Here is a 14,993-nt window from a genome sequence, read left to right on the forward strand (position 1 = left end):
TCGTGTTTGAAGCAAATATAGGATACGCAGGAAGGGTTCCTCCGAACTTTTCGCTGTTTTTTACCTTTTGCGTCCGGCGTAGCGCGCCGTCTCATCCTGCACCTTGACCCGCCGCTGACCGTTGTTTATATCCCTGACCGTCACGACAGGATTCGGAAGCCGGCGCATCACGCGCTCGAACATCTGTTCCATCTGACGCATCCCCGAACTCTTCTCCGGAAGATGCCGCGTCGGAATGGCGTTGCCGCCGCTCGACACGTTCATCATCGAGAGCACCGGCCCCCAATCCACGACCGCACGGGCCGTCATCACGGCCTCGCCGTTGGACAGCCGCGCAGGGATGCTGTCGCTCGTACCCGTACCGGGGCCGGTCACAAGACCGCCGCGGGCATAGTGGTATTTCGCGCCCTCCTCGGCCGCAGTACTATTCAACGATTTCATCTGAGATATAACGCTCGTAATGGTCGCAATAGCAGTAATGGAAGCTGCGATGCCCTCCCAAATATTGCCAGTGGAGAACGCCTTACTCAACGCTGCACCCATTGACGCGATAGCTTGGGCCATACCTAACACTGCAACAACCGGCGCGCTCGCCCCAGCTTCTTCTGCCAAGCCACCCAGCGCACCCGCGAGATCGCTGGCGGCTTGAAAACTCATTTGCATGCTCTGCGCCTCTTTTTGGGCGCCTTTATTCATTTCGTCATGCAGGCGAATGAGCATTTCAAGCCGGCGGTTGTCTATTTCGATAGCCGAATCCCCCATTGCTCGGTACGCTGCGGCATACGAATCGAATTCGGCCAACTGTTCCCGAAGAATGGCAACGGTTTCATTCTGCGCGGCCTCATCTCCGCCTGTGGCCTGCGCATTCAGAATCCGATTCCGGTATTCGGACTGTTTCTGATTATATTGGGATATGAACTCGGCCGATACATCCTTGTCCATCTGCGACAGGATTTTTTCGAAATCACCCGTCACGTCAATACCCATCTTACGAATGATTTCCCGTTGCTCGTCAACCCATTTTTGAAGCTCCTGTTTGCTGCGGGCATAATACCCCTCCATCATTCGTTCTGCTTTTTTTACGCCGGATTCATCAGCATACGGGTCGTCGTTCGCCGATTTTGAACTTTTCTCAGATTCTTTTATTCCCGCTCTGTCGAGGATTGATTTTGCATCCGCATTTCGTGTGACAGTCAATTGCGTGAATGCCGATGCTTCCGCTTCGAGGGCTTCGACCTCGGCTAATATTTCCTTCTTCTCGTCTTCGGTATATGCTCTACGACGATATTCATAACTGGTATCTCCATACTCATCTATTCCTGCGTAGACTATTTCACCTGTACCTCTTTTTATTTTGTCTTCCGCTTTTTGTCGGGCAATCAACGCATCTTTGTACTTTTGAGTTGCCAGTTCGTTCGCAGCATTAGCTTGCGCGCGCAGATTCATTGCTTCGATAAACGCATCCGTATTCTGAATAAACAGATTATCGGCGTCCGCAACCGTTGTTATAGCTACTCCCAACTTATCGAACGCCTCTCGGTTGTTTTTAACGAACTCTGTTTTTGCTTTGAGATCATCTCCCAATTGATTCCATTGCAGCTGCAAGGCCCTGAGTTGGGCAACCTGATCGCCATAACTGCCGGAAGATTCTGCCATTTGCTTATTCACCTCTGCCTGGGCTTCCGCCATTGTCATGGCGGCCTCTCGCCCCTTGAACAGATTCCCGATCCAGCTGACAATATCCTTCCCATATACCGTGAGCAAGGTAATGCCGACGGATATAAGGCTGTTCCAGCTGAACACAGCATCTCCCAACTGTTTGAGGATCGGTACTCCCTGCTTGCCCTCCTTCATGGCCAATTTATTGGCCGCACGAAGTTTGTTGATCTCGTCGACAAGCATCGGGATATTGTTCGAGATGGCGAGGAAAAACATATTCGCTCCCATTGTGGCCGACGGCAATTCGCGGACGATCTGCGACACCGATACATTCAGTCCGTTGAATGCCGACTGGTAATTACCCACATTCGAACGGAAATTCCCCAGACGCTGTTCGGCCGCACTGACTTGCGCCTGCATCTTGGATATTCGCTCCGCTATCCCATTGCCTACGGAACCCTCTCGATCGGCGGCCGACAGTGCATTATACTGTGCCGTAAGATCGCGAATGGATTTACGCAGCCCATTTACCGAACCTTCGAGATTCTTCTCCTCTTTGATATTGTCCTGAATCTCGTGCGAGTATAATCGCATCGCCGATTGAAGCGCCTTTACCTCTTCCCTGTTCGCAACCAACTCTTGCGTTGTTTGGGCTACCTGTTCATTATAGGCCTCCTCGTCGATCGTTCCGGCTTTGCGTGCGGCTTTAAGTCCCTTCAAACCGGACTTCAATTCGGAGATACGGTCGTTGAGCGTATCGATACGTTTAGCCGATTCGGACATTCCCTTGATCAAATCCGAGTATTTTACGCGGATATTGATAATTTTATCAATGTTTTCCATTTTGATAAGTTGTTTTATTTTTCATATCTTTGTTCTTAACCAAATCTCAATCATCATGACAGGCATCTATGCAATCATCGGAATCGTAATGCTGGTATTCGGCATTCTGCAAATCGTTCTTTTCTTCAAACTCTGGGGAATGACGAACGATGTAGGTCAAATCAAGGGTTTACTATCTAATCTTTCAACTCAAAAAGCTACCGCTGCAATGAGTTCTCATGATTTAGAGCAAACATCGTCCGAACAAAAAACCGAACAAAAAGTTGTCGGGGAATGGCCCGTGGGAACTCTTGTTGTTCATACGGCTACGTGGCAACAGATGCGCATCAAGGAAATCACGCCCGACCATAAATATGTGTGCACACAAGGTAATCTTGTTAGGGGGACATATGCAAAGGGATGTTTGATGTCATATGAAGACTACGTTACTACCATTTTAAGTGAAAACAACTCCAGCGGCTCCATAGTAGGCATTTTGATTGCTCTTATCGGTATTTTAATCATCGCTATTCTATTTTTTACAGCTTGATCAATTTGCACTCGCATATACCGTCCTCACCGGTCGTGACGGAGTAGATGGCGAAATAGCATCCGTATACATCGAGGTAAACCCGCCGCGTATAGTCGAGATTGCAGATGTCGGCCACGGTCAGTTTGACGTAGACCGTAATCATGCGGAACCTTTTCAAGATCCGCTGGTAGTCTGCATACCGTTTCGCCACGATACCCTCCGATCCGCCGAAATACATCGTGCGGGGGAACAGGCCGTGCCTGTAACGACCTACCGTACCGTTTCCGTCTTCAATCGTCGTATTCACATCGGCAAGAATACGGGCAGAAGGAGCAGAGTAATTTACCTTCTTTGCTCCGTTGACTGTCTGTTCCTCATAGCAAGGCACAAAAGCGAATGGCCTATCAGGGCGATCCGGATTCCAACCTGTTCTATTGGTCGAAGCCGAGAAATCCAACGATACCAATTCGTTCTCCCGCTCGATGTTCTCGTTGTCGATGGAGATGATGCCCTGCGTGTTCAACATCTCGGCATCCTCGTCGTTGTCGTAGTCGAGCGTGTTGGTCTGGGCATAATCCCCCATCGTGAACTCCGTCCCCTCCGGCCGCCAGATTTCGCCCCGATCGTTCAGAATCACTTTGCGGCTCCAATCCTGAATCGTTGCGTCGAGATGACTGTCGACGATTCGTCTGTCTGTTTGCGTGTTCGGCGTCCGGTCGTCTTCCGAACCAACGGTGCGGTAATCGTAGTCGATCGTCTCCGTCGAATTATAGAACTGATCGGGCGACATCATGTGGATCGTATTGCTATCCGAACTGTCCGGATAGGCGAAAAGTCCGGCCATTGTCATCAATGCCGACAGGAACTCCGCGTGCGTCATATCCGGCAGATTCTCGGCAATCGGAAACGGAGAGGGGAATTGGATGTCGTCGAAATGGGGCGTGATAATAAATTTCGCTGCAACTGTAAACTCATCACTTGTCGTTGCGTCAATTGTGACGGCGTTACTTAGAATCCATCGAACTGTATCGTAGTCTTCGACATTTACCTCGACATTATTAAATAGATCGGGTTTCACGCCGAAACGAATCCCGGACCCCGTGTCGATACCTTCCACCGATAGTAACACTTCCGATGTCCCATTTCCCGAGTCTCCTCTAAGTTTTAACGTCGGCGATGCCGATGCTGCCCGCATACCGGGGAAAAAGACGGCGGATGAATAGCTAATGATGGATACATCAATAGTCTTGGTGGACGAGACATCGATCGCATAATTCTGGTCTGTCAAAATGGACCGCTTGTCGGATACTATTTCTCTAAATTTTAACGCGGTATTACTGGAACCGGAATTACCATAATGCGCGGAACTTGCCTCGAACCGATCCGAATACCAACTGTCGGGCCCCGAGTTTTTCGACACGAGCGGAACGATCATCGGATGTTTGTCGCTGGTTTGGCTCAAACGGGTTATATTCTCTATCGTGATACCGTGATATTTCTGTATGGCATCCAAGATCGCGGATACTTGTACGGACGGATGCGAATAATTGATATTACGTCCTGCCCCGAAATCAATCTGGATAAATCCTGCCAATGCTGTATCGGAGGGCAATGCCCACGGCACCTCTTTGTTCCACTCGACATAATCCGCTCCCGCCACCTCGATGATCTGCTCGCGCAGATCGCGCAGCGAAGCGTCGAACAACGGCTGGAAGTTGTCGATGTTGCCCCACACGAGTGTGATGTTGATCGTGTCGGTTACGTCCGTAACCATCGCATACCCCCGCGTGAAGATCGGAAAGCCGCCGAGGTAGTACGCTGCCGAATGCTTCCTGTATACCGCCGAATCGTCCAAGATGTCGATGCGGTCGATCAGACCGAAGGCCTTGCGGTTGCGGGGCGTCAGCGGCAGATTGATCTCCGCGCTGCGGTTGCTCTGGATCACGTCGAGATCGTTGAAGACCGGCGACTGGAAGATCAGCGACGGCGTATCTTCCAGATCGCACAACTGACCGTTTATGTAGAGTTCCTTCGTCATAGCGTCAAGTGCTTTATCGAAAGTTCTACCACGCAGTCCTGCATGCAGGCATTCGTCCGCGAGATGTCGCCGTCTTCGACATAGGCGTCGATCCACACCTTCCGCCGGGCGTCGTACAGCTGCACCTCCCGTCCGGAGAGAATCGATGCGCACAGGTCGAACAGTTCGCGGTCGACCAGTCCGCTATGGAGCGTATGGGTCGTGGTCGCCGTGATCGTGCGGTGGCGTTCGGGTGTCAGTTTCTCGGAGAGCGTTTCGAAGGTCTCGTCTTCGGATACGTCGTCGACGCGCTCGGTCGGATGCCAGAGGAAGTAACGCATCAATCCCGTTGCATCGCGCCAGCGCACGAACGATCCGCTGTCGCAAGGATTCACCACGACCGTCAGACGCGCGCTCTTCACGGCGCCGGTCGTGCCGCCCGTCGAGACGATCAACTGCCGCTCGCCGCCTCCGAATTCGCGGAAGAAGGTCATCGGAAGGGAGAACACGGGATCGACACGCGAATAGACCTCCCGCCGGCCGCTGTCGGCATCGGTGAAAGCGAAGTCCTGCATGGCACCCGTATAGGAGTTGACGAGGATCTGCTCGCTGTAATCGAACGCCGGAAAGACCACGATCTTCGACGGCTGGGGCCAGCTGATCGGGGTATCGGCCTGCGCATTGTTCGTCATCGCGCGCGCCGACGCCCCTTTGAGCAGATAGATCGGCGACGAGGCGATCGCCTGCCCGTCTACTTCGAGACTGATCGTCGTTTGCGCATTCCCGCCCTGTGCGATGATTTCGAACAGATCGTCCATCGGGAATACGGCCGAACCGTTGATGATCGAACGCACCAACGTATAGCCGCCGACTTTGACAACGGCCGCATTGTATGTCGGCGCTTCGCTGACTCCGACCGTATTGTAGTTTCTCGCCAGCGAAATGGCGGGTGTTAATCTATATTTAGGCATAATCACTGATTGTTTCATTCAACATCGTAAACACGCTGCGGCCGAGCTGCTCGGAGAGTTGCCGGTCGATGTCGTCCACGGCCGGCTGCAACAGGTCGAACAGAATCTCCGTACCGCCGCCCTCGCGGTAGAGCACCGTGCCCTTGCTCCATACGTTCGCCGCCACGGCGTAGGCGTCGATCTCCTCAATGCCGTAGAGCCCCTCTTTGGCCTGCGCCCATCGTTCGATCGCAAGGAGAAAGGCATCGAAGGAGGCGTATTGCGCCTGTACATCGCCCGAAGAATACCCCTCGTCGACGCCGGCGATCCCCTGCCGGCCGACGAACGCCACTTCGAAACCGTCGTCGTTCTGTTCGACCTGCGTTTGGAGCGATGCCGCCGTCGCGCCCGTGGCCCACTCCGGCACGCCGAGGCTGTTGACCCGCTTTCCGCTGCTGCCCGTCTTCGTTTGCAGATTCGCCACGACCTGCGTGCGCAGCGTATCGAACCGCGCTTCGCACACCTCGATGAATCGCTGCGGATCGAAATAGCGCAGTATCTTGTCGATCCTATCCATTGTTGCAGGTCGAATAGGTCATCGTCGCCTCGCATTCGACTCCGCAGACCAGCTGATCGAATCGGGCGGCGAACGGGGTGATCTTCGTGACCTGCACCTCGACTCCCCGATCCCGCAATGCCTCGAAAAACTCCGCCGAGCGGTCGATCATCTCCTCGACGATCGGCATGACCTGCGTCGCGGTATCGGGTTCCGCTTCGCCGAGGTCGCCGCAGAAGAGGAACTTCGAGGCGCGCTTGTAGACGCCATCGAGATCCGTCGGCGTGATCGTCTCGAAGAATTGCCGCACGACGACCGGATACTCCGTGATCGTTCCCAGGATGTAGTTCGTCTCTTTAAGGCGGGCATAGATATACGAACCGAAGCCGCACGCCCCGGCGGCCTTGTCGATATGGTCGTTCAGCGAGTTTATCTTCACTCCCACGATACGGCGGGCCGGCGGCGTCTGCCCGACGACCCTGTACTCGTATTCCTTGTTGTCGGTCATCTTCTTTTGATTTTAGAGGTTTGTATCCTGCTGAGATTGCGCTGCTCGATCACGTCGTTCGTCGTCGACTCGAAGGCTTCGTAGACGACGCTCCACTCCATGCCGTAGACTGACGCGGGCGATACGGCGCCGTTCATGATCTGCACGTACTTGCGCACCACGGCGGCGATGCCTCGGTCGGGGCGGTCGATCTGCGCCTGCCGCTCCTCGTCGGTCGGTTCGATTTTCAGATCGGCGAATCTCTTCGAGATGGCCGCGAGCGTGTCCATGCAGTGCAGAAAGTAGCGGTACGCACGGATGAACCGCAAATCCGCGACCTTCTCTTTCGGGATGCCGAGCATTTGCGACAACACGTTGACGAAGTAATCGGTGGAGCGGTTCGTCGCGTTCAGCACCGCCAGATCGCGCATCGTCATGTGTTTCGGATCGCGGGCCGCAATACGCCTGTCCGGCAGCCACCGCCGATGCAGTACGCAGCATTCCGGTTCCGCCCGTCTCTTGATCTCTTCTGCGAACCGACGGCTTTCGAGGTTGAACAATGCCGCCCTGCCGATGATGATGTCCCGAACGGTGTCGGTCGATTTGACGATCATAATCCGAATAAGTTTGCGGGTTCGAAAATTGCCGAACAATAGTCCGGCACGGCCCCCAGTTCGACGAGCTTCGGCCGCAGGACGCAGCATTGGCGCACCATATCGTTCCAAACCTCTATGGCACGGATGCGCGGACTCGCTTCGTCCGAATATTCTCCACGCTGCACCTTCTCGCCGGCCGGTGTGCCGACCGTAGTATGCGTGCGCAGCCAGTAGAAATAGACATAGTTCGCAATGGGCGAGGTCTTGACCGCTTCGTTTCTGAGCAGCGCAACGATCTGCGGATTCTCCTCCGCCGTCTCTGCCAGTGCCTCACCCAACAGATTGCGGAGGAATCTCGGCTCGTAAATGGCGATGTAGGAGTTCGCCGAATCGATGAGTGCCTGAGCGAGCGCCGTCGGCTTGTCGTCCTTCCGATTGGCGATGCCGGAGATGTAGATCGGATCCTTTTCGAAATAGGTATTGTCGATAATCATGGAAAATGTATTTAGCGGGCGCAGGGGCGATCAAACCCCTGCGTCCTGAAATTACTTCACCGTTTCTCGGTGGCGCGGCCCAACTTGATGAGCGTCTTGGCATGTACGGGATGCACCTCATAGGCTTTGCCCTTCTCCAGCGTATTGCCGGGGCCGCCGGTTCCGTAGACCGTCACGCGATCGTTGAAGTCCACATTGGTCTTTTCTTCTTTCGTTGCCATATTCTTTTTCGTTTAACTTGTTTGACTTAGGCTGCCTTCTCCGAAGGCTCGGCAGCCGGTTTCTGCAAGGCGGCGATAATGGTCGCGAACGTGCCTTTGACGAACGCCCCCTGATCGACCGATGCGAAGTACGAGTGCAAGCGCTCCTCGCAGATGACCGTGAAGAGATTCTTCTGGAAGTCGTCGTCGACCCACCCGAATTCGATGCGAATGCCTTTGTACGGGCGAACGTTCCATTTGCTCGTATCGGCAACGAGGAAATCGCCGGCCTTGACGTAAGTCGATTCCACGATCTCCACCCCGCGGATGAGCCGGAACAGCTCGTCCGAGATGTAGTGACCCGTCGAATCCTTCGTCAGGTCGATGGAGGCCCGATCCGAAGGATTGAGCATCACCACATCGGGATAGAAGTTCAGGTTCCGCATCTGGAGGATCGCTGCGCGGATCGCATCGGCCTTGTTCGCCATTTCGACCGTCCCGTCGAGCGCGGTGGTCGCATAGGTAGCAGCAGCCGTAAAGATGCCTTTGAGATTCACGCCCGTGCCGTCACCGGTGAGCAGCTGTTTCGTGCGTTCCTGAACGAGCGACGTGCGCAGCATGTTGTCGATCTCCGACTGCATATAGTCGAAATCGTCGCGCATCTCGTAAGAGATTTTGGCCGATACGGCCACTTTCTTCGCCGTCGACGTCTCAGGGACATACGACCAGTCCATAGCGGGCTTCAAGGCCCCCTCGGCGATGAATGCAGGAGCGCCGTTGCCGGGCTCGCGATCCACCCAAGTGATATTGGGCGAGTTGGTAGCTCCCTTGAACAACCGTTCTACGACGCGCGTGTCTTCGCTCGGCGCGTAATGGATCGTGCGGTCTACTTCGGTGTTGAGCGCTGCAACCGCCGCGGTATTGGCCGCCACGGTGATCGTCGTAGCATCCTCTTTGATCTCCAGTTCGAGCGCCGTATTGCGTTTCTCCGCGAAAGCGCGTTTCGCCTCGTCGCCCGAAAGGAACGCCTTGATCTGCTCGCGGATCGTGCGGCCCTTTCCGGCGCTGCCGCTCATCGAACGGCGGATCTCGCTCCCCTGCTCCTTGAGAGCCTTCTCGATCTCCTCGATCTTCTCGGCCGACACGCCCAGTTTCCCGAGCGACGATTTTACCGACTCGACGATCTCTTCCTCCGATTTGATCCCCTCGGCCAGCATTTCGAGCTGGTCGTTGATGTGCTTGCCGAGCAATTCCATGCCCTTGCGATCCACATCCGAGAACTCCCCGCTGTCGGGCAGTTCGAATTTCTTGAATTTGAATGCCATGTTTTTCAGTTTTTGATTTGACCTAATTTTTCGAATACCGAACTGCGTGAAGTGAGTGGCGCGGGGGCCGGCTCGGCTTTGAACATCGACAGTATTCTGCTGTGTACTTTTTCGTATTCATCGGGCGCGGTCTCCCGTAATGCCTTGACATATCGTTCCATGTCGTCCAAGGCTTTCATGTCGCCGATATACTCCGTGTGCTCGTTGGCGCCGAAGGTGACGACCGAAATCTCGTGCAGAATAATCTCCTTCACGATCAGGCAGTCGAGGTCGGGATCGTAATCGCATTTGTCCCATACATACCGATAGCCGATCGAGAACTGGTTGAGCACCCCTTCGTGCATCTGCACCCATGCGCGGCGAGCGTCCGGCACGGCATCGAAATCCGAGAGCTGCACCGTGGCGTATCCGCCGTCGTCCTTCTCCTCGATCGACAGGATGCGGCCGATCGGGTTCTTCGTCTCGTGCTGCCACAGGAATTGTATCTTCCGGTTCGTCGCAGACGCCGGCCCGCGCTCCTGAATACTCTTGCTGATGCAGCCCTTCATCAGCATGTCGCCGTCCGAATCGACCGTTCCGAACGAACAGAACTTCACGAGAATGATGTGTTTCTCTTCGTCCACGACATCGGCCTTCAATATCGGCGCTTGCTTGAAAGCCCCGCCGCGGCTCATGACTTTTTTATACAGTAGTTTGTCCATTATTCCAGAATGTTTGCAATGATGTTTTTCCCCTGTTGCTCGGTAATGAGACCGGAGGCGATCGCGTTGCTGGCAGCCGTCACGGCCGCCGTCAGCGAGTCGGCATACAGCCGCTTCGCTTCCTGGAAGATCGACAGGTGATCGAAATAGGGAACGATGCGGAATCCATCGAACCCGTGCGCCGCGTTCAATACCTCCGATATTCGCTCTGCATCCGGTTTGATCGCATCGTTGTACAATTTGACCTCGGCCGCCGTAAGATTCGCATAGGTCGTACCTTCGGTGTCGATCAGTACATACGGCACTTGATAGGCATCGGCGATCTCCTTCTTGGCATTGCGCTGTACCTCCGTGAGATTCATGTCCTTCATGTTGGCAGAAATCTGCACGAAAGCGGCCTTCAATCCGGTCACAATGTACTTATATTGGCCCTTCATCACGCCGTATCGCCGCAGGGCCGCTTGTGCCTGCTCCCGATCCTCCTTGTTCTCCGGCAACACGGATGTCCGGAAATCCTCGCTGTTCAACGAGATGATACCCAATGCCCCTCTGTTGATGATGAGTTCGTTCTGCGCCTCGAATGACGACACGAAAGGATTGACGGCGTTCTGCAAGGCTGACAGACGCGACTGCGATGCTCCGAAGATATTCGGATTATAGGCCGAATCCCGCACGACGAACATCTGATCCCGATCGACACGAATTTGATAATCGTTGATCGAAACCATATAATAATCGATCTGCGGATCGGGCCGGAACCCGGTGAATTCGGAGGTCGTCACCTCCTGAACAAGCGGATTCGGAATCACGTAGAGTTCGTAGGCCGTGGGCACACCGACCGGCTCCCAGCGAAGAATATAGGCTTTTCCGTAAATATCCTTGAAGGCTTCGATCATCGCCGTGAAATCTTCGATCGTTTGAAAGTCATTCGGATGCTTCCACCTGTTCAGTTCCTCCGTGCGACCTGCGACCTGGCGAGCGTCGTCCGACGGATCGACAGCCCACCAGCGGGCGTTGCGAATTGCCGCGGATTTCTTGGTCACGACCGAAAACAACGCGCTGCACCGAGCGTAAGCGATAGTCTGTCCGGCAACGGTGTCGCAGTTGATCGTACTACCGCTGCCCAATCCCATTGCCGAGAGAAAATCGCGCACAGAGACGAACCGCTGTTCCTCCGCTGTCGGAGTTCCGCACTCCGATTTCGTCGTCAAGTCCTGACTTTTACTTCGCCACTTCAAGCTGAATCTCATTGCACATAGCCTTTGAAGCAAATGTAAGGGCGATAAAAGAGGGTTCTCCGAACTTTTCGCTGTTTTTTCATTTTCGGCGGTTGCAGACCCAATAGAGATACTCCATTACAGCGTATCGGGCCGCATCCCACAAGTGATTGAATTTGTCGATCGGCTGGTTGATCGTAATGCCGTTCACCGAATCCCACACATAGGAATTGGCCTCGGTTTGGAAATTACGGCTGCGGACGATATGGAGGCGGAACGATTTGACCATGTGAATTCCGTCCGTCACGGAACCGGCATATTTCTTCGCCTTCACCACGCTGAGCCCGCGCAGCAGCAGGCCGTCGACCATCGATTCGGGATTTTTAGCGTATTTGTCCGCCGAGTCGGCGAATATGGGCATCCGCCCGACCACCCCCTCGATCGCATCGTAGAGCAAGGCCGGATCGGAGCAGGGTGCATAAAACTCTTCCTTCATGTATAGATCAAGCCCCCGAAGCCCCAGACGGACGAGCGCCGTAGGATCGTTCGTAAATCCGAAGTCAAGGCCGAACACGACCCTTTCCAGGTCGGACGGAAATTCATCGATCCAGTCGATATTCGGATAGACAAGACCCTCTTTCGCTGCACGGATTCCCAATCCATAGACTTTCCATCGCCACTCGTCGGCCGTGCCCGCAGCAATGTTCGCCGGTGTAGGTTCATAGGATTCGATTTCTCGTATAACCCCAGGCGGGCAGAACGGATTGTCTTTGTATGTCGTGTGCGTAAAATAGGTGTGCGGCTGCCCTTCCAGTTCGAAGGCCCAATGTTCGGTATATTTGGGATTCCAGTCGCCGATGACCATCGTCGTGCAGCGCATCGTGATATTTTTGTACTGCTGCTTCGAGATGTCGTCCAGCATCTCGTTGATGTAGATGATGTCGCAATCGTATCCTTCACGGCTATCCATTCTGTCCAATCCGCGGAAATGGATCACGGAGTTGTTGATATAGTAGTCGGGATGTTGATTCTCGCTGCGCATCGCATCGGGATCGTAGACGCCGCGCAGGGTCAGTTTCTTGCGGAAATCGGCAAGGGTGATCTCCTTGCAGGCCTGCAACGTATTTCGATATACGAAGATATTGAGCGGGGATAATGCGAGCGTACAGATGTCGTACAGAAAATCGAAGGCATCGTAGGTCTTCCCCGAACGGCTCGACCCTTCATTAAAAATCTTCAACACCGCATCCCGTTCCCTGTACTGCATGTACCGATACATGAGGTAACGATACACTTTCCCCCGATAGGTGCGGATGTCAGGCAGACGATGCATCGGCAGGCGGTGTTTTTTCGATCGACAACGCATCCTCCGCGTCTATTTGAATGACGACGGGAGCGACGGCAGGATTTTCTATCTTTCCGGATAGTTTCACCTCCTTCGGCGCTGCGTAACCCAACATGTTCATGATGCTGTCGAGACTCTTCTGCTTGTCGTAGCACTCGATCTTCACGAACTCCTCGACAATCTCATCGCCATTCGAAGCGATCCGTTTGACCTGTTTGGTATTGATCGACTTTATACATGCCTTCTCATCGTCCGTAAGCGACTCGAACTCTTTAAGCGACATCCAGCCGTTACGAATGCGGGTCGCATCCGAGAAGGCGATCTTCTGGTGCTCGCGGATGATCTGCAAGGCCGAGATGCCCGCAGCCTCGGCAAGGTGAGTTTTCAGATATTCGATCCTCGCTGCAACCTCGCTGTTTTGTAATAGCAGATAGGCATTATTCCATACCGTGTTATCGCTCATGTTCGAACATCTGTAAGCATAGCGATATGCCTCGGACGCATTACCGCATTCGAGGTACTTATTGCAAAACTTTTCCTGTTTGATCGTGAGCTTGCCCATATATGCAAAGATCGCCTATCGGGGAGACGATTCTTTCAACTTTTCGCTCTTTTTCATTGCCCGATATAGCGGTATTGTAGGTGTGCATGTAAATCATGCCACTCTTCGATCAGTCGGGGATGCCGTTCGACAAATGCCTCCCACTCGATGCGGCGCAGATAGATCCGCCCGTTGCGGACGACTGTGCCGAGTGTCCGATCCACTCGAATCGATTTCCATATCCAACGTGTCGAAATGCCGTACTCATCGGCTGCGGCCTGAATGCTGATAAGTTGATCCATTTGCAGAATTATTCAAATATTTTAATGTTTTACCTCCTCGTCCATTCCGACGATACCTCGCCGGCGCAGACGCTTGATAAAGTTCTTCATGTTCAATGCCTGCTCATAGTAACAGTCCTTTTCGACCTTGACACGCGATTTGCGGTCGCTCTCGATCTTCATGTTCTCAGGATTCAGCCACGAATCGGCCGACACCTCCACTTCCGCTCTCGACGCTGTCCGCGTAACCGTATTGAATTTATAGAGGGTATGACCGGGCACCCGAACCATCTGTCCGATCAGTTTGTATTCGTTCTGCTTTCGTTCGACGGCCTCGATCTGCGCTTTGGCTATCTTATCGTTCGTCACGCCGTCATGTGGAGTCAAGATGTCCATCGTTCTATTCGTTTTCGTAAATCGGTCGCCAGCCGATAACCACACCATCGTATCCGAGACACTCTTCTGCATTCTGGCAGAAGGAATAGCCTCCATCACACATCCACACATCATCTTGGCGGGCTCCAAGATAAATTCGCTCATGTTCGCCGTCCGAGACTTTCATCAAAACACACGAATTATTTTCCGGCAGTTCCTCATTCGGATTACGCCAGCGGGTCAATTCTTCCCGCTCGGATTGTGCACCGGCGATGAAATCCAATTCAGTTGCTTTCTTGTGATTAATGAAGTCTCTTGTCCCACCGCGCCACACTTTTCGCGCGTATGATTTTGCCCGTTCTTTAATCGATTTCATTGCATCCATCATATCTGTAATTATTTCGAGATTTTGCCAGAATCTCGCTATTTCTTGAAATGTTTGATAATCTCCTCGGCGGTGGCCTTATGCCGAGCAAGTCCCTCCCATTTAGATATGATCGGATCGTCTTCAACATGATCCATACCGATACATAGTGACCATCTATCCGTAATTTCGTTTACATACCACTGCATGTAATCGTTCTCGTCGTTCATCGCCGCCAATGCCTTAAACAGCTCGATATTCTCGCCGCAGTCTATGGCTGGGTGTCCTTTGGCAACATTTTCAGCCTTGAACTGGTCGATGGAATATCGGGTTTCCTCGTCGTAGTCGCAGATCCCGTGCACCTCGTAAGCGATTTTAAGCCGATCAATCCCTCTGCAATGCAGGGTGTTACAGCCGTCAAATAGGCAGCAGGAGCAGACGTGATACCCGATTCCCTTCAGCCATTCGGTCAGCTCCTTTCGCTTTTCCGCATCCTCGACACGGACAAAGCACGGTGTTGTAAACTCCATA

Annotated in this window: 18 protein-coding genes; 1 reads left to right on the plus strand and 17 read right to left on the minus strand. The window is 53.5% G+C overall.

The window, feature by feature from the left end:
* Window positions 1-60: 60 nt before the first annotated feature.
* Window positions 61-2,502 (minus strand): hypothetical protein, encoded by a 2,442-nt coding sequence (locus FMF02_RS01610; RefSeq protein ID WP_141411981.1) that lies wholly within the window; start codon window positions 2,500-2,502, stop codon window positions 61-63.
* Window positions 2,503-2,557: 55 nt separating this feature from the next.
* On the opposite strand from FMF02_RS01610, the gene FMF02_RS01615 reads away from it, so the two are divergent.
* Entirely contained in the window at window positions 2,558-3,031 is a 474-nt protein-coding gene (locus tag FMF02_RS01615) for a hypothetical protein (protein ID WP_141411982.1), read from the plus strand.
* Here FMF02_RS01615 and FMF02_RS01620 read toward each other — a convergent pair.
* The 16 genes from FMF02_RS01620 to FMF02_RS01690 form a co-directional block, all read right to left on the minus strand.
* On the minus strand, window positions 3,021-5,051 hold the full coding sequence (locus FMF02_RS01620) for a hypothetical protein (RefSeq protein WP_141411983.1): 2,031 nt from the start codon (window positions 5,049-5,051) through the stop codon (window positions 3,021-3,023). The two genes, FMF02_RS01615 and FMF02_RS01620, sit on opposite strands and share 11 nt — an antisense overlap.
* A complete protein-coding gene (locus FMF02_RS01625) occupies window positions 5,048-6,001 on the minus strand; it encodes a hypothetical protein (protein ID WP_141411984.1) in 954 nt (317 codons plus the stop codon). The genes FMF02_RS01620 and FMF02_RS01625 overlap by 4 nt, the downstream gene beginning before the upstream one ends.
* Window positions 5,994-6,557 carry a hypothetical protein gene (locus FMF02_RS01630; protein WP_141411985.1) on the minus strand — a complete coding sequence of 188 codons (564 nt, stop codon included), beginning with the start codon at window positions 6,555-6,557 and terminating at the stop codon, window positions 5,994-5,996. The genes FMF02_RS01625 and FMF02_RS01630 overlap by 8 nt, the downstream gene beginning before the upstream one ends.
* Window positions 6,550-7,044: a hypothetical protein gene (locus FMF02_RS01635; protein ID WP_141411986.1), complete on the minus strand. Its 495-nt coding sequence runs from the start codon at window positions 7,042-7,044 to the stop codon at window positions 6,550-6,552. Before FMF02_RS01635 ends, FMF02_RS01630 begins: the two co-directional genes overlap by 8 nt.
* Window positions 7,041-7,637, minus strand: a complete 597-nt coding sequence (locus FMF02_RS01640) for a hypothetical protein (RefSeq protein ID WP_019129601.1) — start codon at window positions 7,635-7,637, stop codon at window positions 7,041-7,043. The genes FMF02_RS01635 and FMF02_RS01640 overlap by 4 nt, the downstream gene beginning before the upstream one ends.
* Window positions 7,634-8,113 carry a hypothetical protein gene (locus FMF02_RS01645; protein ID WP_141411987.1) on the minus strand — a complete coding sequence of 160 codons (480 nt, stop codon included), beginning with the start codon at window positions 8,111-8,113 and terminating at the stop codon, window positions 7,634-7,636. The genes FMF02_RS01640 and FMF02_RS01645 overlap by 4 nt, the downstream gene beginning before the upstream one ends.
* Window positions 8,114-8,169: 56 nt before the next feature.
* Window positions 8,170-8,334, minus strand: coding sequence for a hypothetical protein (locus FMF02_RS13600; protein ID WP_162502254.1), 165 nt, complete (start codon window positions 8,332-8,334; stop codon window positions 8,170-8,172).
* A 26-nt stretch (window positions 8,335-8,360) separates the two neighbouring features.
* Window positions 8,361-9,638: a phage major capsid protein gene (locus FMF02_RS01650; protein WP_141411988.1), complete on the minus strand. Its 1,278-nt coding sequence runs from the start codon at window positions 9,636-9,638 to the stop codon at window positions 8,361-8,363.
* A 5-nt stretch (window positions 9,639-9,643) separates the two neighbouring features.
* Entirely contained in the window at window positions 9,644-10,339 is a 696-nt protein-coding gene (locus tag FMF02_RS01655; protein ID WP_141411989.1) for an HK97 family phage prohead protease, read from the minus strand.
* The gene (locus FMF02_RS01660; protein ID WP_162502255.1) at window positions 10,339-11,550 is read right to left on the minus strand and encodes a phage portal protein; all 1,212 of its coding nucleotides are present in this window, start codon (window positions 11,548-11,550) and stop codon (window positions 10,339-10,341) included. The genes FMF02_RS01655 and FMF02_RS01660 overlap by 1 nt, the downstream gene beginning before the upstream one ends.
* Window positions 11,551-11,656: 106 nt before the next feature.
* Entirely contained in the window at window positions 11,657-12,889 is a 1,233-nt protein-coding gene (locus tag FMF02_RS01665; protein WP_162502256.1) for a terminase large subunit, read from the minus strand.
* Window positions 12,873-13,463, minus strand: coding sequence for a terminase small subunit (locus tag FMF02_RS01670; protein WP_141411992.1), 591 nt, complete (start codon window positions 13,461-13,463; stop codon window positions 12,873-12,875). Before FMF02_RS01670 ends, FMF02_RS01665 begins: the two co-directional genes overlap by 17 nt.
* 53 nt (window positions 13,464-13,516) lie before the next feature.
* Window positions 13,517-13,744 carry a hypothetical protein gene (locus FMF02_RS01675; RefSeq protein WP_141411993.1) on the minus strand — a complete coding sequence of 76 codons (228 nt, stop codon included), beginning with the start codon at window positions 13,742-13,744 and terminating at the stop codon, window positions 13,517-13,519.
* 21 nt (window positions 13,745-13,765) lie between these two features.
* Window positions 13,766-14,119, minus strand: coding sequence for a hypothetical protein (locus FMF02_RS01680; RefSeq protein ID WP_141411994.1), 354 nt, complete (start codon window positions 14,117-14,119; stop codon window positions 13,766-13,768).
* Between the two features lie 4 nt (window positions 14,120-14,123).
* Window positions 14,124-14,486 carry a hypothetical protein gene (locus FMF02_RS01685; RefSeq protein ID WP_141411995.1) on the minus strand — a complete coding sequence of 121 codons (363 nt, stop codon included), beginning with the start codon at window positions 14,484-14,486 and terminating at the stop codon, window positions 14,124-14,126.
* A 35-nt stretch (window positions 14,487-14,521) separates the two neighbouring features.
* Window positions 14,522-14,992: a hypothetical protein gene (locus FMF02_RS01690; protein WP_141411996.1), complete on the minus strand. Its 471-nt coding sequence runs from the start codon at window positions 14,990-14,992 to the stop codon at window positions 14,522-14,524.
* Between the last annotated feature and the right edge of the window lies 1 nt (window position 14,993).

This window comes from Alistipes communis, assembly GCF_006542665.1.
Taxonomy (GTDB): Bacteria; Bacteroidota; Bacteroidia; order Bacteroidales; family Rikenellaceae; genus Alistipes; species Alistipes communis.

What these genes read in the sequence shown, in the direction of transcription:
- FMF02_RS01610 (WP_141411981.1), bottom strand. Translation starts at nt 2,502, where the DNA reads ATGGAAAACATTGATAAAATTATCAATATCCGCGTAAAATACTCGGAT.
- FMF02_RS01615 (WP_141411982.1), top strand. Translation starts at nt 2,558, where the DNA reads ATGACAGGCATCTATGCAATCATCGGAATCGTAATGCTGGTATTCGGC.
- FMF02_RS01620 (WP_141411983.1), bottom strand. Translation starts at nt 5,051, where the DNA reads ATGACGAAGGAACTCTACATAAACGGTCAGTTGTGCGATCTGGAAGAT.
- FMF02_RS01625 (WP_141411984.1), bottom strand. Translation starts at nt 6,001, where the DNA reads ATGCCTAAATATAGATTAACACCCGCCATTTCGCTGGCGAGAAACTAC.
- FMF02_RS01630 (WP_141411985.1), bottom strand. Translation starts at nt 6,557, where the DNA reads ATGGATAGGATCGACAAGATACTGCGCTATTTCGATCCGCAGCGATTC.
- FMF02_RS01635 (WP_141411986.1), bottom strand. Translation starts at nt 7,044, where the DNA reads ATGACCGACAACAAGGAATACGAGTACAGGGTCGTCGGGCAGACGCCG.
- FMF02_RS01640 (WP_019129601.1), bottom strand. Translation starts at nt 7,637, where the DNA reads ATGATCGTCAAATCGACCGACACCGTTCGGGACATCATCATCGGCAGG.
- FMF02_RS01645 (WP_141411987.1), bottom strand. Translation starts at nt 8,113, where the DNA reads ATGATTATCGACAATACCTATTTCGAAAAGGATCCGATCTACATCTCC.
- FMF02_RS13600 (WP_162502254.1), bottom strand. Translation starts at nt 8,334, where the DNA reads ATGGCAACGAAAGAAGAAAAGACCAATGTGGACTTCAACGATCGCGTG.
- FMF02_RS01650 (WP_141411988.1), bottom strand. Translation starts at nt 9,638, where the DNA reads ATGGCATTCAAATTCAAGAAATTCGAACTGCCCGACAGCGGGGAGTTC.
- FMF02_RS01655 (WP_141411989.1), bottom strand. Translation starts at nt 10,339, where the DNA reads ATGGACAAACTACTGTATAAAAAAGTCATGAGCCGCGGCGGGGCTTTC.
- FMF02_RS01665 (WP_162502256.1), bottom strand. Translation starts at nt 12,889, where the DNA reads ATGCATCGTCTGCCTGACATCCGCACCTATCGGGGGAAAGTGTATCGT.
- FMF02_RS01670 (WP_141411992.1), bottom strand. Translation starts at nt 13,463, where the DNA reads ATGGGCAAGCTCACGATCAAACAGGAAAAGTTTTGCAATAAGTACCTC.
- FMF02_RS01675 (WP_141411993.1), bottom strand. Translation starts at nt 13,744, where the DNA reads ATGGATCAACTTATCAGCATTCAGGCCGCAGCCGATGAGTACGGCATT.
- FMF02_RS01680 (WP_141411994.1), bottom strand. Translation starts at nt 14,119, where the DNA reads ATGGACATCTTGACTCCACATGACGGCGTGACGAACGATAAGATAGCC.
- FMF02_RS01685 (WP_141411995.1), bottom strand. Translation starts at nt 14,486, where the DNA reads ATGATGGATGCAATGAAATCGATTAAAGAACGGGCAAAATCATACGCG.
- FMF02_RS01690 (WP_141411996.1), bottom strand. Translation starts at nt 14,992, where the DNA reads ATGGAGTTTACAACACCGTGCTTTGTCCGTGTCGAGGATGCGGAAAAG.